The 21,876-nt window shown below is 32.5% G+C and carries 17 protein-coding genes and 1 pseudogene; 8 read left to right on the forward strand and 10 right to left on the reverse strand.

Annotated elements, in window-relative coordinates; translation table 11 throughout:
- Positions 1–95: 95 nt before the first annotated feature.
- Positions 96–2,558 carry a TonB-dependent receptor gene (locus ACFX5F_RS04635; RefSeq protein WP_379850354.1) on the reverse strand — a complete coding sequence of 821 codons (2,463 nt, stop codon included), beginning with the start codon at positions 2,556–2,558 and terminating at the stop codon, positions 96–98.
- Positions 2,559–2,636: 78 nt separating this feature from the next.
- A complete protein-coding gene (locus ACFX5F_RS04640) occupies positions 2,637–2,978 on the reverse strand; it encodes an arsenate reductase family protein (protein ID WP_379850356.1) in 342 nt (113 codons plus the stop codon).
- 96 nt (positions 2,979–3,074) lie between these two features.
- Here ACFX5F_RS04640 and ACFX5F_RS04645 point away from each other — a divergent pair, with 96 nt between their 5' ends.
- Both ACFX5F_RS04645 and ACFX5F_RS04650 read left to right on the forward strand, forming a co-directional pair.
- Positions 3,075–3,989: a CPBP family intramembrane glutamic endopeptidase gene (locus tag ACFX5F_RS04645; RefSeq protein ID WP_379850358.1), complete on the forward strand. Its 915-nt coding sequence runs from the start codon at positions 3,075–3,077 to the stop codon at positions 3,987–3,989.
- 43 nt (positions 3,990–4,032) lie between these two features.
- Positions 4,033–5,079 carry an AMP-binding protein gene (locus ACFX5F_RS04650; RefSeq protein WP_379850359.1) on the forward strand — a complete coding sequence of 349 codons (1,047 nt, stop codon included), beginning with the start codon at positions 4,033–4,035 and terminating at the stop codon, positions 5,077–5,079.
- A 58-nt stretch (positions 5,080–5,137) separates the two neighbouring features.
- On the opposite strand, the gene ACFX5F_RS04655 is transcribed toward ACFX5F_RS04650, so the two are convergent.
- The 4 genes from ACFX5F_RS04655 to lpxD form a co-directional block, all read right to left on the reverse strand.
- Positions 5,138–5,560 carry a DoxX family protein gene (locus ACFX5F_RS04655; RefSeq protein WP_379850361.1) on the reverse strand — a complete coding sequence of 141 codons (423 nt, stop codon included), beginning with the start codon at positions 5,558–5,560 and terminating at the stop codon, positions 5,138–5,140.
- Between the two features lie 736 nt (positions 5,561–6,296).
- Positions 6,297–7,877 (reverse strand): S41 family peptidase, encoded by a 1,581-nt coding sequence (locus tag ACFX5F_RS04660; protein ID WP_379850363.1) that lies wholly within the window; start codon positions 7,875–7,877, stop codon positions 6,297–6,299.
- Positions 7,878–7,942: 65 nt separating this feature from the next.
- The gene (locus tag ACFX5F_RS04665) at positions 7,943–9,571 is read right to left on the reverse strand and encodes an acyl-CoA carboxylase subunit beta (RefSeq protein ID WP_379850365.1); all 1,629 of its coding nucleotides are present in this window, start codon (positions 9,569–9,571) and stop codon (positions 7,943–7,945) included.
- Between the two features lie 166 nt (positions 9,572–9,737).
- Positions 9,738–10,736, reverse strand: coding sequence for a UDP-3-O-(3-hydroxymyristoyl)glucosamine N-acyltransferase (lpxD, locus tag ACFX5F_RS04670; protein ID WP_379850367.1), 999 nt, complete (start codon positions 10,734–10,736; stop codon positions 9,738–9,740).
- Between the two features lie 178 nt (positions 10,737–10,914).
- Here lpxD and ACFX5F_RS04675 point away from each other — a divergent pair, with 178 nt between their 5' ends.
- From ACFX5F_RS04675 to ACFX5F_RS04685, 3 genes and pseudogenes are all read left to right on the forward strand, one after another.
- Complete coding sequence (locus ACFX5F_RS04675; RefSeq protein ID WP_379850369.1) at positions 10,915–11,115, forward strand: hypothetical protein; 201 nt, start codon at positions 10,915–10,917, stop codon at positions 11,113–11,115.
- A gap of 18 nt (positions 11,116–11,133) precedes the next feature.
- A pseudogene (locus tag ACFX5F_RS04680) lies at positions 11,134–11,565 on the forward strand (phospholipase A); the annotation flags it as partial.
- A gap of 225 nt (positions 11,566–11,790) precedes the next feature.
- Complete coding sequence (locus ACFX5F_RS04685) at positions 11,791–12,507, forward strand: L,D-transpeptidase family protein (RefSeq protein WP_379850371.1); 717 nt, start codon at positions 11,791–11,793, stop codon at positions 12,505–12,507.
- Positions 12,508–12,664: 157 nt separating this feature from the next.
- On the opposite strand, the gene prfB is transcribed toward ACFX5F_RS04685, so the two are convergent.
- Positions 12,665–13,763, reverse strand: a protein-coding gene (gene prfB, locus ACFX5F_RS04690; protein WP_131478861.1) for a peptide chain release factor 2 whose coding sequence is annotated in 2 segments (ribosomal slippage) — positions 12,665–13,699 and positions 13,701–13,763 — 1,098 coding nt in all. Because the reading frame shifts where the segments join, the coding sequence is not laid out codon by codon here.
- Between the two features lie 89 nt (positions 13,764–13,852).
- Here prfB and ACFX5F_RS04695 point away from each other — a divergent pair.
- Positions 13,853–14,878: a threonine aldolase family protein gene (locus tag ACFX5F_RS04695; protein ID WP_379850373.1), complete on the forward strand. Its 1,026-nt coding sequence runs from the start codon at positions 13,853–13,855 to the stop codon at positions 14,876–14,878.
- Between the two features lie 70 nt (positions 14,879–14,948).
- Here ACFX5F_RS04695 and ACFX5F_RS04700 read toward each other — a convergent pair whose 3' ends face one another.
- Positions 14,949–15,269: a YbaB/EbfC family nucleoid-associated protein gene (locus ACFX5F_RS04700; RefSeq protein ID WP_379850375.1), complete on the reverse strand. Its 321-nt coding sequence runs from the start codon at positions 15,267–15,269 to the stop codon at positions 14,949–14,951.
- Between the two features lie 141 nt (positions 15,270–15,410).
- Here ACFX5F_RS04700 and ACFX5F_RS04705 point away from each other — a divergent pair, with 141 nt between their 5' ends.
- Positions 15,411–17,471 (forward strand): S9 family peptidase, encoded by a 2,061-nt coding sequence (locus ACFX5F_RS04705; protein ID WP_379850377.1) that lies wholly within the window; start codon positions 15,411–15,413, stop codon positions 17,469–17,471.
- A gap of 70 nt (positions 17,472–17,541) precedes the next feature.
- Entirely contained in the window at positions 17,542–18,582 is a 1,041-nt protein-coding gene (gene capA, locus ACFX5F_RS04710; RefSeq protein ID WP_379850379.1) for a cysteate synthase, read from the forward strand.
- 73 nt (positions 18,583–18,655) lie between these two features.
- Here the strand turns inward: capA and ACFX5F_RS04715 are convergent, their stop codons facing one another.
- A complete protein-coding gene (locus ACFX5F_RS04715) occupies positions 18,656–20,728 on the reverse strand; it encodes a hypothetical protein (RefSeq protein ID WP_379850381.1) in 2,073 nt (690 codons plus the stop codon).
- Positions 20,729–20,991: 263 nt separating this feature from the next.
- Positions 20,992–21,849: an EamA family transporter gene (locus tag ACFX5F_RS04720; RefSeq protein ID WP_379850383.1), complete on the reverse strand. Its 858-nt coding sequence runs from the start codon at positions 21,847–21,849 to the stop codon at positions 20,992–20,994.
- Between the last annotated feature and the right edge of the window lie 27 nt (positions 21,850–21,876).

Raw genomic sequence — 21,876 nt, forward strand, 5'->3', positions numbered from 1 at the left:
TGACATAAAAAAAGGACCCGTTTTTACGAGTCCTTTTTTTTATTATAATTAATTATTGCATAAAAAGGATCCTTTTGTACGAGTCCTTTTTCTATTTAGCCTTGAAAGTCTCCCTCACCTTCATTCATGTTTTTCTTAGGTTGTTTTTCTTTTTCGTTTTTCTGTTTGTTGAAACGATAGGTAAATGATAAGGTAAACTGTCTTTCTCTCCACTGCATTTCAGAATAAGAATTAAGTATTCCTGGAAGATTTGTTTCCATTATCCTTTTTCTGGAATTGAATACGTCACTGATGTTGAAAGAAAGTGTTCCTTTATCTTTCATTACATCTTTACTAAACGCTAAGTTGGCAGCAAAAACAGCTAGACTTTTTCCTTGAGCATTACTTTGCGGACCATTATATGTCGCATTAGTTTGCCAGTCAATTTTGTAAGGCAAGGTAACTTTTGATGTGATTCTTGTAAACCATGAAGTTGCTGTGTTGTCAAAATTTTGAGTTATTTCAACATTATTAAAATCCGTGTACACATAATTCCCTTGAGTTTGGTTTCTGAAGAAATTGAAATTACCGTTTAATTTCCACCATTTGTATGGAGAGTAGTTTAAAGTAAATTCAAATCCTGTTCTATATTCCGTAGCCAAATTGATTGGTGAACTGATGATAATTGGTGTGCCATTGACAAAATCTCCTGATTCTCTTCTTGCAAATTGAAAAACATCGCTAGTTTTGTTGACGTATAATGACGTATTAAAAGTCAGTTTGTCCCAACGTTTGATATATCCTAAATCAATAGCATCAGTAAATGCTGGATCTAAATCAGGATTTCCCATAAAAATATTGATATTACTGGATAAATTGCTAAATGGATTTATCATTCTTCCTCTAGGTCTTTGGATTCTTCGGCTGTAGCTTATAGAAGTGCTGCTTTTATCTGAAATTTCATAGGTAAAGAAAGCACTGGGGAAGAAATTATTGTATTTTTTATTGTTGAAATCATTCGTAGCTAACTGATTGATATCGATATTAGAATCCTCCCAACGCAAACCAAAAAGAGCGGAGAATTTATTTACTTTCAAACCATATTGAGTGTAAATGGCATTCACTTTTTCTTTGTATTCTAATGTATTGGTGAAGTTTGGATCAATCACGCCATCATTTTCTACTTTGTAATCAGTAACCAGTTTAGAGAAATCTCCACGATATCCGGCTTCAAATTGGCTTCCCTTTGCTAACGGCAAAACATAATCTGCCTGCAGTAAATTTCTATTTTGAGTTTGATGATTAAGTGTGTTGTCTAATTTTATGTCCGCGGTATTATTTGCTGTATCCGTTACCAAAGCTGTTGTGTTGTCGTCATTGGCTGAAAAGGAACCGTCAATAGTCAATTTATGTCCGTCCTTTTTAAAGTTTTTAATAAAATTTGTGGCAAATTCGACATTTTCACTCTTACTGTCTTCGACATTTATACGAGTTCGAGTGTAGTCGTAAACATAATTAACATCGTAATATTTTTGGAAAACATTATCCGTATCATCTCCATTACTTTTTCTGTAATTAAAAGTATTGGTCCATGAAGTTGTTTTATCTATATAAAGTTCGATACCAAAATTCCCATTATATCCTTTACTGAATCTCTCGTTTTCTCTATTTTCATTCACATAGTTTCTTATCGAATTATCTGAATTTAAATATTCGGTATTTGTGATCATATTTCCTGGGCTACTTCTGTAATTGTAACCTTGGTTAGTAAAAAGATTAAAGTTTTTTGATTTGTAATTTAAAGTACCGCTCAGTCCATAATTTTCTGGATAACCAGTAGATGCAATAAAAGTCCCGTTTAATCCAAGATTTTTCCCCTTTTTCAAAATAATATTTAATATACCACCGCCACCTTCAGCATCATATCTGGCGGATGGATTAGTGATAACTTCTACTTTTTCAATAGCATCAGCAGGGATTAAACGTAAAGCTTCAGCAATATTAATTGCATTAGAAGGTTTTCCGTCGATAAGTACTTTTACATTATCGTTTCCACGAAGGCTTACATTTCCTTCTACATCCACTGAAACCGATGGTATATTGTCTAAAACATCACTTACCGTTCCGCCTTTTACCATTAAATCATTCCCTACATTATAAACTTTTTTGTCTAATTTAATTTCAACGGTCGTTTTCTCAGATCGAATAACAACTTCATTTAATTGATTTGCATCTTCTTCTAAAGCGATTTGCCCCAGATTTGTACTTGCCTGAAGATTTTTTTGTTTAATTTGATTTAGTTTGAAAGAAATAAACTCAATTTTTATATCGTAAACTCCAGGATTCACATCAATATCAAATTCTCCTTTTGCGTTTGTAATTCCACCAGCAACAGGTTTTGGATTATTTGGAAAAAGAAAAGTAATTGTAGCGTATTCAAGCGGCTGTTTGCTTATTTTTTCTATTACATTTCCAGTAATTTTAATTTTTGGTTTTGAATTGGGTCCTTGTTGCGCAAAATTTATTGAGCTTATAAAAAGGATTACAAAGGCTAAGAATTGTTTTGTTTTTTTCGGCATGCTAGTAGTATTAGATATGCTATTTTAGATTGTGAAAAATGGATTTGGTTTAAATGCCAAATCACAAAAAAATGTTAATTAAATAAAATCAATAACGGAGTCTAATTCTCTTCCTATTATAGCTTTATCTCCAATAATAACAATAGGTCTTTCGATAAGAATGGGATAATTAACCATTGCTTGTATGATTTCATCGTTAGTCATTTGTTTATTTTTGAAGTTTTCAACCCAAATTTTTTCTTTTTGCCGAACCAAAGCGATAGGCTCAAAATCTAGCTTTTGAGTAAGAGCAATTAATTCATCGAAAGTTGGTCCATTTTCAAGGTAGTTAATGACTTGATGTTCTTTTTCAGATTCTTTTATGAGAAGTAGACAATTTCTTGATTTTCCACATCGTGGATTATGGTATATTTGTATCATGTGATTAAGAAAATAGAGTTGTAAATGCTCATTATAAGTGTAACAAAAGTTGAATTTGTTACTCTAATTTTAATAAAATATAAAAACAAATAATCTATGTTCATAAAGCAGGGTATCAAGTCAGAGAATAAATTTTGGAAGTATATTGTAGGATCATTGCTTATTATCGTTGCTTCTTTTTTAGGTCAAGCTCCTTTATTAGTTGCTATTTTGTATGACAGTTTTGTTAATGGTAAAGCATATCCTTCAGAAAATGATGATGTTATGCGTTTTTTTGAACCAAATCTGACATTATTTTTGATATTGATTTCCTTTGTTTTTACGATGTTTGGGATTTTCTTTGTTGTGCGCTACTTGCACCATCAAACGTTGCTTTCTATAACGACCTCAAGGGCAAAAATAGATTGGAAAAGAGTTTTTTTTTCATTTTCTATTTGGGCACTGTTTACTATTATATCCACATTAGGTTTCTATTTATCTAATCCAGCTGATTTTGTAATCAATTTTAAACCTATTCCATTTGCAATTTTGGGTTTAATAGGCACGGTCTTAATTCCAATTCAAACCAGCACGGAAGAATATATTTTTCGAGGTTATTTAATGCAAGGTTTTGCTAATCTCGCTAAAAATAAATGGTTTCCGCTAATCATGACTTCTGTAATTTTTGGCGCTATGCATCTTTCTAATCCGGAAGTAACTAAAATGGGAAATATCATTTTAGTATATTACATAGGAACAGGATTAATGTTAGGAATAATCACTTTGATGGATGATGGAATGGAATTAGCTTTGGGATTTCATGCTGCTAACAATTTAGTTAGTGCATTATTGGTAACATCAGATTGGTCGGCTTTTCAAACGCATTCTATTTTCAAAGATATTTCCCAGCCATCAGCTGGTTTAGATGTTATATTTCCTGTTGTCATCATTTACCCAATACTTTTATTTATCTTTAGTAAAAAATACAACTGGACTAATTGGAAAGAGAAGCTAACAGGCAAAATAGAATAACAAACATCTTTCAAAAAAAAACTTAAATACAAGTAAAAATATTATGAATACAATCACTTACAAAAACGTACACAATCATTTTAAACTGAATGGATTTCATTTAGACCGAAAAGATTTGTGCAGAGTAGCCTATAGTTTTATAAAAGAAGGTGAAGATCATGAAAAGTCTGTCGGTGATTTTATTTTGGACTGGTTTGACAACAAGTCATATCTTGAACTTAATACTTCCGGGACAACTGGTACTCCAAAAATTATTAGAATTGAAAAACAAGCGATGGTAAATTCTGCTTTAGCGACAGGCGATTTTTTTAATTTGAGTCCTGGCGATAAAGCACTGCATTGTTTGCCCACAAAATATATTGCCGGAAAAATGATGTTTGTCAGAAGTTTTATTTTGGGACTTGATATCGACTTTGTCGCTCCAAGCTCACATCCTATGCTGCGTAACGATACAAAGTATGATTTTGTGGCAATGGTTCCTTTGCAAGCGCAAAATTCTTTGGCAGAACTCAAAAACGTGAAGAAAATGATCGTTGGAGGTGTCAAAATGAGTAAATCTTTAGAAAAAAGTCTTTCTAAGTTGAAAACAGAGACCTATGAGACGTATGGTATGACGGAGACGATTACTCATATTGCTGCAAAAAAAATTGGCGAAAAATATTTTACTGTTTTGCCTAATATTAAAATTTATCAAGACAATCGAAATTGTTTGGTGATTGATGCTCCAAATATTTCAAACGATACAATTGTTACCAATGATTTAGCGGAACTTATAAATGAAAAACAATTTAGTTATTTAGGACGAATTGATAATGTAATCAATAGTGGAGGAATTAAACTGATTCCGGAACAAATTGAAGATAAATTATCGTACAAAATTCAGTCAAGATTTTTTGTTAGTGGTATTCAAGATCCTATTTTGGGAGAAAAACTAATATTAGTTGTTGAAGGGGAAAAACAAGTTTTAGATGAAAGCACTTTTGATGAATTGGACAAATATGAAAAACCCAAAGAAGTTTTTTATGTTTCAAAGTTTATTGAAACACATAACGGAAAAATAAAAAGAAAAGAAATTCAAGAAAGTCTGTAGACTAATTTAAATCATAAAAAAAGCATCCGTTAGCGCGTGATGCTTTTTTTATGATTTGTTATTTTTGCATTTTAAAATAGTAATCGGCTGAATGTTTTCCGCTGCCATAAAACAGGAAAAACACACAAATTGCCAATGTAAATAATGCTAATAATAGATTTTGAGAATGCATTTCTCCCATGAAATTTATGATAATTGCGGATATTAAAATAGGTAATTGTGCAATGATTGCCCATCTGGTCAGTAAACCAAAAACAATCATTATTCCACCTACCATATGTGCTGGAGCAATATAATGGATGAGAAACATTCCTCCACCAATTTTGTCGATTGGAGATATTAAATCCGCTAGATATTGGATGTTAGTTATAAAGGAAATTCCTTTCATAAATAAAAAAACACCAAGCGCTATTCGTAACAAATCAATAGGTAAATAAGTATGGGTATTAGCCCATTTATTTAATTCTTTTACGCTGTTCATAATACTTAGTTTTAGAAATGATACACTAAGATATTAATTTTTAATGACATAGGAAATACTTTGCAAAAAAAAATGCGAAATTTTTTGCTGTAAAATAGATTTTTAAATAAAAAACAGGCATTTTTTTATTTAAAAAAGCAATAATTAAACTTCAGCCCAAGTGTGTTTTCGGCATGCCTATGAGCAACGAAATTTGTTAGATTCAAGGAGATGTTCAGTTTGTCATTAGCAAGGTATTTCCCTAAATATATTTGGGAACAAGTGCCAAAACTAGTAGGACCATTATATTCATCGACAAAACCTAATCCAATTTTCGGGTCTTCGTCGGAAATGGCATGCAAACGGAGCAATCATAAGAAAAACAATGCAAACGATATCTTTTTAAAATTTTTTTCATTTTTTCTTGGAATTAAAATTAAAATTTTGTTGGAAAAAATTTATTTTAAAAAAAAAATGATGATAAATGATAAGTTGCAGTTTGGGGAATTATATTTACCAATATATTAATCAAAGATACAAACAACAATTGTTTTAAAATCTTATTAATCAAGGTTTTATGAACTATATAATTGATTAAATTTTGTAAGGATTATTAGAAAATTTATAAAGGAAGCGAATCGTAGTAAAATTCAATTTTCATTTAAGAAGAGTTATGCACTACAATCTTTGTCGGAAATGAGGAACATTTGTCTTTAAAAAAGGTTTAAAAATAGTATAGGATAGATTTTATAGAAAACTACTTTGTTTTAGGAATTTCTGAAACAGTTGATTTTATATCATTCAAAATCCAATTCATTTCTGGGTCAGTTCCTTTAATTTGGTCTTGCAATGTTGGGATAATTGGCGCATCAGGAAAAATACCTCTACCATTAATTTCTGACTTATAATGTGTGGCCATCATCATCAAGCCTATTCTAATTTTTAATTCAGAATGGGGTAATTTTACAAGAGGCATAAATCCAGCGACAGTTCCGTTGTATGCTCCTCCGGTTTCTTCCCCTACAAAAGTGGCTCTTTTTGAACCTTTCAAATTGGAGGAAATAATGCTGGAAGCCGAAAAGCTCCTTCCGTTGATAAGAACATATACCTTTCCTTTGAAAGAATTTTTATTAATTTTTTGAGGCTTTGTTTGTGTTGCATAAAAATTTTTCCCGTTCTTGTCTTTATGAACGGTTAAAAGCAGATACGCATATATTAAAGGAGAAAAAATTGTTTTTATAGTTTTCACTGCGAAAGAACCGCCATTAAAATAGGCTCCCTCGAATAAACTTGATCTGGATACTACCTCAGATTTATCCAAAAACACAAAAGTTGAATCGGATAAGTAAGAGTATAAATTGTTGATTTCAGTTACACGTCCGCCACCATTATCTCTTAAATCAAGTACAAATGTGGTCGATTTACAGTTCTTAATTTTACTGAAGCTCTCTTTGTAAAAAGTTCGAAAAACCCCACTTTTGAAGCCTCTGATTTTCATTACAGCTACACTGCTGTCTTTTTCTTCAAAATGTAGGTTTCGGTTGTAATTTTTCAAATCTGGATTATAGCCATTGACTCTTTTCTTCTTTTTGAATGCTTTTGTTTTTGCTCTGTCAACCTCAGTTAGTCTTTTTTTGACTTTTTTATTCTGCTTATCAGTTGTGTCTTTATCCCTTTTAATTGTAATGGTTTTCAGACTGTCATTAAATTTAAAATTAAATTTCAGACTGTCTTTTATGCCATTTTGAGTTGTAAAAAAGGAAGGAAATCGCTTACCAGAACTACGTGTTTTAAGAGTAGTATTATAGCCGTCAGAACTATAAAATTTATTGTATTCCTGAATTAAATCTTTTGGTTTTGTTCCGTTTGCATCGACAACTTCGGTTCCTGGTTTGATGCTTTTATCATAAGATTTATTTTTTATGACATACAGTTTGTCATTAAAATAATCAAAATCAAATTGAGAAAATGGTCCAGTCCCTTTTTTAAGAAGTGCTTTGGTTTCCTTCTTTGTTTTTAATTTTGTAGCAGGATATACAAACGTATGTCCTTGTCTTACCGCTGCAACAATAGGACTGAGTTTTTTGAAAAAATCTAAACTCGTAATTGGTTTTCGAATAGTCGTTTTTAAACTGTCAAATTTATAATCGAGTTCTTTTTTAGAAATGTACCAGTATAAATTGGGATGTAATTGCTGAAGTTTTTTATAAGTAAAATCAACATCAGATTTTAAATCTTTTTCAGAAATTAGATCATTCAAATGCTCGTTATGCTTTTTTATGGAGGCACACTGACTAAAGAACAATAATGTAAAACCGAATAGAATTATTTTTCTCATTTTTTACCTACGAATGTTTTTCCCTTAACACAGATGACTGAGCACTGACGACTGAAAACTATTTTTTATACCTGAATTACTCCTAAGTTAAACTTTTTTTCAATAGGCGAGTGATTTGCCGCTTCAATTCCCATAGAAATCCAAGTTCGAGTATCCAAAGGATCAATGATCGCGTCTGTCCACAAGCGAGAGGCTGCATAATAGGGAGAAACTTGCTCGTCATATCTTGCTTTAATTTTGTCAAAAAGGGCTTTCTCTTTGGCTTCATCAACTATTTCTCCTTTTGCTTTAAGCGAAGAAGCTTCAATTTGTGCCAATACTTTTGCAGCTTGTGTTCCGCCCATAACGGCCAATTCAGCACTTGGCCAAGCAAAAATTAATCTTGGGTCATACGCTTTTCCACACATAGCATAATTTCCGGCACCATATGAATTTCCTACAATAACGGTAAATTTTGGAACAACCGAATTAGAAACAGCATTCACCATTTTAGCCCCATCTTTTATAATTCCGCCATGTTCTGATTTAGATCCAACCATAAAACCAGTAACATCTTGAACGAATATTAAAGGGATTTTCTTTTGATTACAATTTGCGATAAATCGAGTAGCTTTATCTGCACTATCCGAATAAATTACGCCTCCAAACTGCATTTCACCATTTTTAGTTTTCACCACTTTTCGTTGATTAGCAACAATTCCCACTGCCCAACCATCAATTCTGGCATAACCAGTAATAATGGTTTGACCGTAACCGTCTTTGTACGCTTCAAACTCAGAATTGTCAACCAAACGATTAATGATTTCCATCATATCATATTGTTCATTTCTAGCTTTTGGCAAAATACCATAAATATCATTTTCGTCTAATGCTGGTTTTACCGCTTTTATTCGGCTATAGCCTGCCTTGTCGAAATCACCAATTTTATCAACTATATTTTTTATTTTGTCTAATGCATCTTTGTCATCTTTGGCTTTATAATCCGTAACACCCGAAATTTCGCAGTGTGTAGTTGCTCCGCCCAATGTTTCATTATCGATGCTTTCGCCAATGGCTGCTTTAACTAAATAACTTCCTGCTAAGAAAATACTTCCTGTTTTTTCTACAATCAAAGCTTCATCACTCATAATTGGCAGATAAGCTCCACCGGCAACGCAACTTCCCATAACAGCAGCAATTTGGGTGATTCCCATACTACTCATTTGAGCATTATTTCTAAAAATGCGACCAAAATGTTCTTTGTCAGGAAAAATTTCATCTTGCAAAGGCAAATACACACCGGCACTATCAACTAAATAGATAATTGGTAATCTATTTTCCATTGCGATTTCCTGAGCACGTAAGTTTTTCTTAGCGGTAATTGGAAACCAAGCACCCGCTTTTACGGTAGCATCATTGGCCACCACAATGCATTGTTTTCCTTTGATATATCCTATTTTCACAACAACTCCACCCGAAGGGCAACCGCCATGTTCAGCATACATTCCTTCACCAACAAATGCTCCAATTTCTATACTTTTAGCTTTGGGATCTAGCAAATAATCAATGCGTTCCCGAGCAGTCATTTTACCTTCGTTATGTAATTTTTGAATGCGTTTTTCACCACCGCCCAATTTCACCAGGCTTAATTTTTGGCGTAATGCTGAAAGTAAAAGTTTATTGTGGTCTTCGTTTTTATTGAAGTTCAAATCCATGATGAAATAGTTGTTAAATAATTAGAGCTAAAGTAAAAAATTTATTGAGATAAATCTTTTAAACGCTATTAGTTTAGAAATAAAATTGAATGTATTATTGGTATTATAGCAAAAAAACAGAGTTTAAGTTCTGTTTTTTTATGAATTTAACAAAAAATATAATTAGTTATTTTTTTGAATCGTTAACCATTCTTTTTAAAATTGCCCATTGTTTTAAAGCATCACGTGCTTCGACAGCAGGATACCCCAACATGGTTTTCCCTGCAGGAATATCTCCCGTGACACCAGAACCAGCGCCTACAATGGCACCGTCGCCAATTGTTGTATGGTCTTTTATAGAAGCGCTTCCGCCTATAATTACACCATTTCCTAAAGTTACGGACCCTGCCAATCCACTGTTTCCAGCCATAATGCAAAATTTGCCCAATTTACTATTGTGCCCAATTTGAACTAAATTATCAATTTTACAACCATCACCTAAAATAGTAGAACTGAATTTTCCTCGGTCAATGCAAGTATTAGCGCCAATTTCAACACCATTGCCTATAATTACATTTCCAATTTGTGGGATTTTCACCAAACCTCTTTCAGGATCAGGCCGAAAACCAAAACCATCCGCACCAATAGTTGCATTAGGGTGTATTATGCAATCGTTCCCTATGTGACAACGCTCTCGAATTACCGCCCCAGACCAGATTACAGTGTTTTTTCCTAGGGTACATTCGTCTAGAATAGTGACATTTGGATATATTGTTGAATTGTCTCCAAGAACAACTTTAGCTCCTATATAACACCCTGCACCAATTCGAACACCATTACAAATAATTGCGGTGTCATCTATAACTGCTGTCGGATGAATATCAATATTAAATAATGGGGTTGGAGGTGCAAAAAGAGCTAAAACTTGTGACATAGCCAGATCAGCATTTTTAACTTTTATGAAAGCCCTGTTTTCTCCTGGTTCTATCGAAATATCCTCATTTACAACCGCTACAGCAGCTTTAGAAGTTACCCAAAATTTTTCGTATTTTTTATTTCCAATAAAAGAAATTTCGGATTCATTAGCCACTTCAAGTTGTTCAGGAGCAGTGATTTTTTGGAAAATTTCCCCGACAATTTCCCCTTTTAAAATTTCATTTATTTCTTGGATTGAATAGGATTTCATTAAGCTTAGATTGGATTGTTTAGTTATAGTCATCAAATAAAACAAATTGGGTTTATAATTCCTAATCTTTCGCAATTCTTTAACACGATTACAAGTGGCATTTACATAACCAAAAAAAAATAGATCAAATAACAGTTTTAAACAATTATTTTTGTCGGTTAATATGCGCTAATATATTATGGAATTACGACATATAAAGTTCTTAATTTTTATACTTTTATTTTCTAATTTTACTGCAAATGCTCAGATGCAGGCTTACTTTAATCAGAAAACGCAACTCCGTAATATGACGGAGCGTTTGGAATTAGATACAACGTCAGTTAGCGGAACCTTTTTAGAAACATCCGATAAACCTATGGATGTTTTATCGGTGCACTAAACTAATTCCCCTACTGAACAACTTGTAGATCCTGATTATACTGCAACAACAAGAGTTAATTATAAGAGTATTGAATCTAAATTTCAATTGAGTTTGAAGACTAATGTATTGCAGAACTTTTTTAGCGAACATAGTGATTTCTGGGTGGCTTATACCCAAATATGACACTGGCAAATTTACAATACTGATTTATTACGCCCTTTCAGGGAAGCTAATTATGAACCAGAATTAATTCTGAATTTCCCTATCAAGTTTAAACTTTTTGGGTTAAATACACGCATGATAGGTATGGAAATAAATCATGAATCAAATGGGAAAAGTGATCTTTATTCACGAAGCTGGAACAGAATTATTTTTCATGCTGGATTTTTAAACAATCATTTGAGTGTTTACAGTAGACCTTGGCTCATTTTATCAGTAGCAAAAAACGACAATCCTGATATTGCATAATATATTGGTCGAGGCGATCTTAAATCATTTGCAGACAGCTATAGGTGTTGGAGTTTCTTTGATTGAATGGTTGTAAGTGTGTAAATTAGTACTTTAAAAATGCGTGCTTCGCAAATGTAATGGTTTTGCGATAATTTGTTTATGTTTGTTAAAGAGCGTAAAATCGAATTTACAATGCTAACACTATTTTCTAGTTAGCTTTTAAATAATAAACCTACCATAAAAATGAAACTATTAGACGGATTTTTGTTTTTACCTGTTATACTACTTTTTTCTATTAATCTGCAGTCTCAAACAAATAATAGTATTATTGAAAATGCATTATTAATTGCTGAGAATAATAAAAAAAAATTAGAAAATAGTGAACAATTGTTGGTGGTGTACAATTATCAACCAGAAAATTATAGCGCTGTTCTTGTAGCTTTAGAGAGAAAAGACAGGAATTGGGTTGTAAAAGATAATCCGATAGAAGCTGGTATTGGTAAAAATGGATTTGCACCACCACTTAATAAACTTGAAGGTGACGGCAAATCCCCAACTGGTATATTTCGTTTGGGAAAATTATTTACCTATGAAAAACAAGTAAACACATTATTGGAATACCAACAAACGACTAAAGAAGATAAATGGATTGATGATCCAAATTCGAAGGATTATAATACCTTTATCAGAGGTTTTACCAATGCGAAATCTTATGAAAATCTATTATTGAAAAGTGATGCCTACAAATATTGTTTGGTTATAGAATACAATACGAACCCAGTAATAAAAGGAAAAGGTAGCGCTATCTTTTTTCATTTGGGTATAAAAAAGCCTTATTTCACTGCTGGTTGTGTTGCTATTAATGAGGAAAATATGAAGTTGATAGTAAATTGGTTAGATCCCAAACAGAACCCTATAATTATTATGGGTAATTACAATGTTTTGAAAAGTGGTCTTTAAATAAGTACTAAGGCTAAAGTCTAATAAGTAAGTTTTTTAAAATTCAAAAGAAACCCCTTAAATATTTCGAATAACGAAAGTTAAGAGAATTTTATTACTTATTTTATCTTTTGAAGAACTCACTTTTCACTGAAAACTGACCACTGAAAGCTAAATACTATTCTTCTTCCTTTTGTCCCATCATCATCAAATAGGCTTTTAGGAACTCATCGATTTCTCCATTCATAACGCCATCAACATTGCTGGTTTCATGACCGGTTCGAACGTCTTTGACTAATTTATAGGGTTGCATCACATAATTTCTGATTTGTGAACCCCATTCAATTTTCATTTTTCCGGCTTCGATATCAGCGCGTTGTGCCTGTTTCTTTTTTAACTCAATTTCGTATAATTGAGATCGTAACATTTGCATCGCACGTTGTCTGTTATCTTGTTGTGACCGTGTTTCAGAACATTGTATTTGAATTCCGGTTGGTTTATGAAACAATTGTACTTTGGTTTCTACTTTATTTACATTTTGTCCTCCAGCACCACTGGATCGCGATGTTGTAATTTCAATATCAGCAGGATTAATGTCAATTTCGATACTATCATCTACAAGCGGATATACATAAACGGATGCAAACGAAGTATGACGCTTTGCATTACTATCAAATGGAGAAATACGAACCAATCGATGTACACCGTTTTCGCCTTTTAAATATCCAAAAGAATAGTCTCCTTCAAATTCAAGTGTAACGGTTTTTATTCCTGCAGCCTCTCCTTTTTGGTAATTCAGTTCTTTTATTTTGTAACCGTATTTTTCGCCCCACATCATGTACATACGCATAAGCATTTCAGCCCAATCGCAACTTTCCGTTCCACCAGCACCCGCGGTTATTTGCACTACTGCGCTCAAAGTATCACCTTCGTCCGAAAGCATGTTTTTGAACTCGATAGCTTCAATGTGGTCTTGGGTTTGCTTGTATTGATCGTCTAGTTCTTCTACGGTAAATTCTCCTTCTTTATAAAAATCATGGGCGAGTTGCAACTCGTCAGTCATTTCGATTGCTTTGTTGTAATCTTCAATCCATTTTTTTTTATTTCGAAGATTCTTTACAATCAATTCCGCTTCTTTTGCGTTATTCCAAAAGTCGGGAGCAAAAGTTTTTTCTTCTTCGTTAGAAATTTCAATTAATTTGGCATCAACGTCAAAGATACCTCCTCAACGCACCAAGGCGCTCTACAATACCTTTAATTTGTTCGGTAGTTGTCATAAATTATGTAATTTTGTGGTACAAAAATAAGAAAATTTTGAGAAGAGACAAGTCACAGCTTGTCCGTAACATAAATATAAAACAAATAAATGGAAATAAATTTAGTTAGCGATACGATTACCAAGCCGTCATACGAAATGTTACAGTATATGTTTAAAGCCCAAGTTGGCGATGACGTATATAAACAAGATCCTACAGTTATTGAGCTAGAAGCTAAAGTTGCTGAAATGTTTGGCATGGAAGCAGGTCTTTTTTTTCCCTCTGGAACCATGGCAAATCAAACGGCTATAAAATTACATACGCAACCTGGAGAACAATTAATAGCCGATAAATATGCTCATGTTTATCATTACGAAGGAGGAGGAGTTTCTTTTAATAGCGGAGTTTCCTGTTGTTTATTAGATGGAAATCGTGGAATGATTACTGCCCAACAAGTTGCTGGAGCCATTAATGATCCGGAGTTTTATCACAGCCCTTTAACCAGTTTAGTATGTGTGGAGAATACAACTAATAAAGGCGGTGGTGCCTGTTATGAACTAGAAGATTTGCAAAAAATAAAACAGGTTTGTGATGCCAATAATTTGAAGTTTCATATGGATGGAGCCCGAATTTGGAATGCATTGGTAGCCAAAAAACAAGACCCAAAACAATTTGGGAAATTGTTTGATACCATTTCTGTTTGTTTGTCCAAAGGACTTGGAGCGCCTATCGGTTCTGTTTTATTGGCTGATAAGGTAACAATTCACAGAGCTTTGCGAATCAGAAAAATATTAGGAGGAGGAATGCGTCAGGTAGGTTATTTGGCGGCAGCCGGAATTTATGCTTTAGATCATAATATGGAGCGTCTCAGTGAAGACCATCGAAGAGCTAAAGAAATAGCCGAAGTACTGAAAAAAGTGAATTGGGTAGCATCGGTGGAACCTGTTGAAACTAATATTTTAATCTTTTCTTTGGCAAATAATGTAAGTGATACTGTTTTAATAGAAACATTAAAACAAAAAAATATTTCCATTAGTTCTATGGGTCATGGAAAATTAAGAATCGTTACACATCTTGATTATAGAGAAGTTATGCATACGTATGTTTTGGAAACTTTAGAAAAATTAATTTTCTAATATGTAAAATTTGTTTAAGGTTTAAAGTTTTTCGCATTCTCAAAAACTCTAAGCCTTAAACTTTATTTTTTTATTTGAACAAATTGTCCATTCCTGGAATCATTGGCATATCCATTTTTGCAACGGCATCAAGTTCAGCTTCATTTGTTTTACTAGCTTTTTCAATGGCTTTATTTATAGTTAGAATTAAATAATCTTCCAGTTGATCTTTGTCTTCCAGTAAAGTATCGTCAATTGTAATTGATTTTATTTTTCTATTGGCAGTCAAAGTTACTTTCAATAAACCATCTGTGCTTTGCTCATCGATAAGAACAGTATCCAAACGTTTTTTTGTATCCTCTATTTTTTGTTGGGTCTCTTTAAGTTTTCCCATCATTCCCATTAAATCCATTTTGATAAATTTTAAATTATTGAAATACGAAATTACTACATTTGAAGGAATAAGCAATGTTAAATTAGATGAAAAACGGGGGTGTTTTAAATCACCTTTGTACTATTTTTGTAAAATCACATATTTAATAAACGAATAAAAATGTCAGAAAATATACTACCACCTGTTGCTAAAATAATTCCTAAAACATTAGAAAATTTAGGACACTCCAGAACTGATAATTATTTTTGGATGAACGACAGAGAAAACCCTGAAGTCATCGATTATTTGAACAAGGAGAATGAATATTATCATAAAATGACTGCGCATACTAAAGATTTCCAAAAAGAATTATTTGAGGAAATGAAGAGCCGAATCAAGGAAGACGACGAATCGGTTCCTTATTTATATAATGGTTATTACTATATCACTCGTTTTGAGAAAGGAAAAGACTATCCTATTTATTCTCGAAAAAAAGAAAGCCTTACGGCAAAAGAAGAAATCATGTTTGATTGTAATGATATGGCCAAAGGGCAATCCTACTTTCAATTGGGTGGTTTGAGTGTTAGTCCAGATAATAAATTAGCTATTTTTAGTTTTGATACTGTTGGAAGAAGAATATACACGATTCAGGTTAAAAGTTTAGAAACCAATGAAATTTTAGAAGATAAAATAGAAAAAGTTACTGGAAGTGCTGTCTGGGCTAACGATAATAAAACTATGTTTTATTCCAGCCAAGATGAAGTTACTTTGCGGTCTGATAAAATTTTTAAGCATAAATTAGGTTCAGAACAGGCGGATGATGTTTTGGTTTATTTCGAAAAAGATGATACTTATAATGTAGAAATTGCTAAATCTAAATCTAGAAAATACCTTGCAATTGAGTCTGGAAGTACCTTAACAACGGAATACAGAATTCTAAATGCAGATAATCCTGATGGAAAATTTGAAATTTTTCAAAAGCGAATTCGAGGAGTAGAGTATAGTATTAATCATTATGAGGACAGTTTTTATATTATGACTAATGCGGATGATGCAGAGAATTTCAAATTGATGAAAACGCTCGAAACAACAACAACCAAAGAGAATTGGAAAGAAGTTATAGCGCATCGAGAAGATGTATTGCTGGAAGATATCGAAATTTTTGCTAATTATTTAGTTGTTGAAGAACGTTCGAACGGTTTAAACAAAATCCGAATTATGCCTTGGAGTGGGGAAGGAGAATATTATTTGCCTTTTGAAAGCGAAACGTATACCGCATATACCAGCACCAATGTTGATTTTGAAACAGAAATTTTGAGGTACGGCTATCAATCAATGACAACTCCCTCTTCGGTTATTGATTTCAATATGAGAACTAAAGAGAAAGAAATCAAAAAAGAGCAGCAAGTTTTAGGAGGAAAGTTTGATAAAAATAATTATACCGAGGAACGCGTTTGGGCAACTGCCAAAGACGGAATAAAAATTCCAATTTCGCTGGTGTATCGAAAAGAAGTAAAAAAAGACGGGAAAAATCCCCTGCTTCAATATGCGTATGGTTCTTATGGGCATTCTATGGATGCTACTTTTTCTTCCACTAGATTATCATTGTTGGATCGAGGATTTATATATGCAATTGCACACATTCGAGGCGGGGAAGATCTGGGAAGACAATGGTATGAGGACGGAAAGTTATTAAAGAAGAAAAATACATTCACGGACTTTATTGATTGTTCTAAATTTTTAATAGAACAAAAATATACTTCACCAACTCATTTATATGCCGAAGGTGGCTCTGCGGGAGGATTATTAATGGGTGTAGTGGTAAATATGGCACCCGAATTGTATAATGGGATTATAGCACAGGTGGCTTTTGTGGATGTAATAACCACAATGCTTGATGATAGCATTCCACTGACAACCGGTGAATATGATGAATGGGGAAATCCAAACAAAAAGAAATATTATAATTATATGTTATCCTATTCTCCTTATGATAATATTAAACAACAAAATTACCCCAATATGTATGTTTCTACTGGTCTTCATGATTCACAAGTGCAGTATTGGGAACCTGCTAAATGGGTGGCTAAATTAAGAACCATAAAAACAAATGATACCGTTTTATATCTTGATACAAATATGGAAGCAGGTCATGGAGGTGCATCTGGACGATTTGAAGCATTAAAGGAATTGGCGAAAGAATTTAGTTTTTTATTAGATTTAGAAAAAATTAAAAAGTAATTCAAAAAATTTTGTTAAATTTGTGATATTTCGAGGTTAAATAAAAAGAATCTTGATTAACTATTTTTTTATGAAAGAAGAAATAAACGCTTATAATAATGTATTAGAATTAATAGGTAATACTCCACTTATTAAGCTAAATAGAGTCACCGAAGAGTTAGACGGTAATTTCTATGCTAAAGTAGAAGCTTTTAATCCGGGACATTCTTCTAAAGATAGAATTGCTTTATATATAATCGAAGAGGCTGAAAAAAGAGGTGTTTTATCTCCTGGAGACACAATAATCGAAACGACATCCGGGAATACCGGTTTTAGTTTAGCAATGGTAAGCATTATAAAAGGCTATAATTGTATTCTTGCTGTAAGTTCAAAATCATCCAAAGATAAAATAGATATGCTTCGTAGTTTAGGAGCTAAAGTTTATGTTTGCCCTGCTCATGTTTCTGCCGATGACGAGCGTTCGTATTACAATGTTGCCAAACGTTTGCATGAAGAAACGAAAGGTTCTGTATATATCAATCAATATTTTAATCAATTGAATATTGACGCACATTATAAATCTACCGGGCCAGAAATTTGGAAACAAACAAATGGTAAAATTACGCATCTTATCGCTTGTAGCGGAACGGGTGGTACTATATCAGGAACTGCAAAATACTTGAAAGAGCAAAATCCAAATATTAGAGTTTTAGGTGTAGATGCTTTTGGTTCAGTATTAAAAAAATACCATGAAACAGGAGAGTTTGACAATGATGAAATTTATCCTTACAGAATAGAAGGTTTGGGTAAAAACTTAATTCCATCAGCGACCGATTTTGATATTATCGATAAGTTCATGAAAGTTTCTGATGAGGAAAGTGCTCATGCAGCCAGAGAGATTGTAAAAAAAGAAGGTTTATTTGTAGGATATACTTCAGGAGCAGTAATGCAAGCCATTAAACAATATGCCGAAGAAGGAGAATTTGATAAAAACAGTAATGTAATTGCTATTTTTCCAGATCATGGTTCTCGTTATATGAGTAAAGTATTTAGTGACGACTGGATGAATGAACAAGGTTTCTTTGACAGCATCAATGAAGAAGAAGCTCAAAAAATAGAATTTATAAAATAAATTTAAAATTATAGATTTATAGTCCCATTTGCTGATGCAAATGGGACTTTTTTTTGACCATTGATAACACTATTTATTTCAGTAATTCAGCATTACTAAGTATTAATTCTATTTTTTTAATAGTAATTGTGATCTGACTCATTTGCAATTCTATATTTCTAAAAAAGAGACTAATATCTCTATTGACCCAACTTTCAGAAATAACTCTTGAACCCAAACTAATTCTTAAAATAGCACTTTCAATTTCGTTAGTATATTTTACATTAACTGCTTGACCAATATGACATTTTTGAGCAGCAAGTCGGATGATTTCTAAAGAAGAGTCTTCAAACTGATCGGATAAATCGGAATTTAATAAAGTATAAAGTTTTTTTACTTTATCAACAGATAAGACTTCATTATCTTTAAAAATAAAGAAAGGAAAAATGGTGCGGATATTTCTTATTCCAAACTCTTTACTGCTGTAACACTTCGTTTTGGTTTCATCACCATAAATAGGCTGTAAAAAAGTGGCCTCTTTGATTGAGTCATCAACAAAATTGCAAAACATCTCAATACCCATATTTCGGTATAAAATAGGTGTTTTGTAATACCTGTCCATTTCAACTACGGCAGCATTCCAGCGCATATAGGAACCATAATTATAACCATCAGATAATTCATTTGAACAGTACCAAGAAGTCGGCCAATCAGAATGATTGTAATATTTAGTTAAACCTTTAGGTAATGTGTTTTTTACAGAATGAATTAATTTATTGACAGTTTCAGGCAGGATTAGTGCCCCGCAATATGGAGGACCAGTGAAGAATTTACTCCCTGTTATGGTAACAATATATCCTTTATTTAAATAATTTTGTATGTCTTTTGGATCTAATCTAAGCTGTGAACCATCCACAATTATCTGAATTGATAAATTTTCAAGTGTATTTAGTTTTTTTATAAAATCGTCGCTAGGAGATTGATAGCCTAATTTCGATTGATCCATGGTATGCAACACAACGTGCCTGCCAAGATCTTTGGTCCTGGAAACGGCATTAAATACTTCTTCATCTAATTGATTAGAAGATTTCAAGGCACCATTTTCATCTCTAAAAGGGATTTCAATTAAATCAACATCTCTAAAGCCTTCAATTTTATCGCCTTTTTTTATCGGATAATTTAAAGCTGTTGTGTTTTCAAAATGATATCCTTTTAAGGCTGCAGCAACACCACTGCCGGTTTCATCAGACGCAACCAGAATATGTGTAATTTCTTTATCGGAAATAATTTGCGTTATAGCTGCAATTTGAAGTGAAGAATCTGTTCCTGATGGGGAAAAAATTATTTCGCATTCCTCATTTAATTTGAATATTTTTCTAAGGTTGTTTTTTAGTAATTCAGAAAACTCCATAGTGGCATTTTTAAAACCATTTTTCAAGCTGTTTCTAATTAATATGCTTCTAACTTTATCTGTTTTATCAAAAGCAAAATTTGAAACGCTTGACGCTGTAGACGAGGCAAAAGTAAATGCATCAGGTCTTGGGAATGGACGGCATCCGTATTTATTTAGCAAATGAATTTCGTCTATATTTAATCTCAGATCGCCTCCAGACATCAGTAAGTATTCAGTAGGTTTTGCCAGATTTTCAACAATAGGTTTCCAAGATTCTTTAAGTTCGTGGTCTGAATTCTTCAAGCCATGAAAAGATTGTAGCTCTTCGTGGTTTAACGTATATTCAGTATTTAAATCGCTACTATTTTTAATTAAATTAATTAAAACATAATCAAGATTTTCTAATTTTTCTTTATCAGCTTTAGGTAGTAAATTATAAAAGATTCGAATCACTTCAAGTGCTGCGATATCACATAATACAGTATCTTTTTTTTCGTTATTCAACGCTTTATACCATAACTGCCATTCGATACCATATCTTAAATAAACTAACGCTAATATGGGTTTGTCTAAAAAGGAAGAACCAATTATAATCGATTTATTGGGTACAATTTTGAAAATATCAGGCTCACGGGTTGAAGTGATAATATTGATGTTATTTATCTTTGGTACAGTATTGAATCTTTTTAAAATACGAACTAAATAGTTTACATTTTCTTTTTCAAATAAACTTGTTCTTTTATATTGATTTTCAATTAGAATGTTGTTTGTCATATATGTTATAATTTAAAACGTTCCTTAGAACGATATTCTTTATTAAGAAATTTAGTTAATTGACTAAACTGATTCAATAAACGGCTATATTCTGTGAAAAATCATCATAAAAAACTGATTTCCCCTTTTGTATTCTATATTTTAATTAATAATGTTCTACTTATCAAATAATTACCCTAAAAATAGTTTAAAGTGTCGCCTTTTTTTTTGGCTTCGCATGTAATATACCAATTATATGTATGATGTAGCACAAAATTTTTTTATTAGGTGAGAACTTGAGAAAATGTTATAAGCACAATAGCAACTATTGCTAATAATAATCCAAAATAATTGTAACGGCTAACTTTCTCTTTAAATACAACTATTCCTACGATGCTTCCTATAATGATTACGCCCATATTCATTGCAGCAAATACTGTCGATGGATTTTTGGCGAAAGCCTGATGCGCTTTAAGATAAAATAAAATATTTCCAAAATTAAACACTCCTACAAGCGCTCCAAAAAGAAAATTGTTCCTTTTAAAGGGGGCTTTTTTAAACGCTATTTCGTAAAGGACTATTGCCAAAATTAAGATGAGCGAAATGCCAAAAACAATAAAAAGCGAAGTTGTAAAAGGCAAACCAGTAGTTAGAGCGATTTGTTTGAACAAGATGTCTATCGCTCCAAAACCCACTAATACGACCGCTGGATATATCCATTTATTATTTAGATTGTCGGTTTTTTTTGAAAGTATTAATACTAAAGCGGGTAGGGCTATCAAGAAGGCAGTCAGTTTGATAGTGTTGAATTCTTCATTGAATAATAACCAAGCTGCGAGTACAGGAATAAAAAGGGAAAGGCGTTGTGCAGCATCTGTTTTTACAATTCCCATGTGCTTGATGGAAGCCGCTAAAAACAAAAATATTGTGGGTAATAAAATCCCTAACGGAATATAAATAATCCACGGTGCAGATGTATTAATTGCGGTTAAATCAGGGCTATAAAAGAAGTAACAAAGCAACAGTGCAAACACATAATTCCATGCAACTACTTGGGTTGTATTTAAAGTGTATTTTCGGCCGACTTTGAAAATTACCCCTACGGTTACGCTACAGAGAATACTTAAAATAAGAAAAAACATGGGCTTTATATTAAATGCAAATAATTT

Source organism: Flavobacterium zhoui, assembly GCF_042787235.1.
In the GTDB taxonomy this organism is placed as follows: Bacteria; Bacteroidota; Bacteroidia; order Flavobacteriales; family Flavobacteriaceae; genus Flavobacterium; species Flavobacterium zhoui.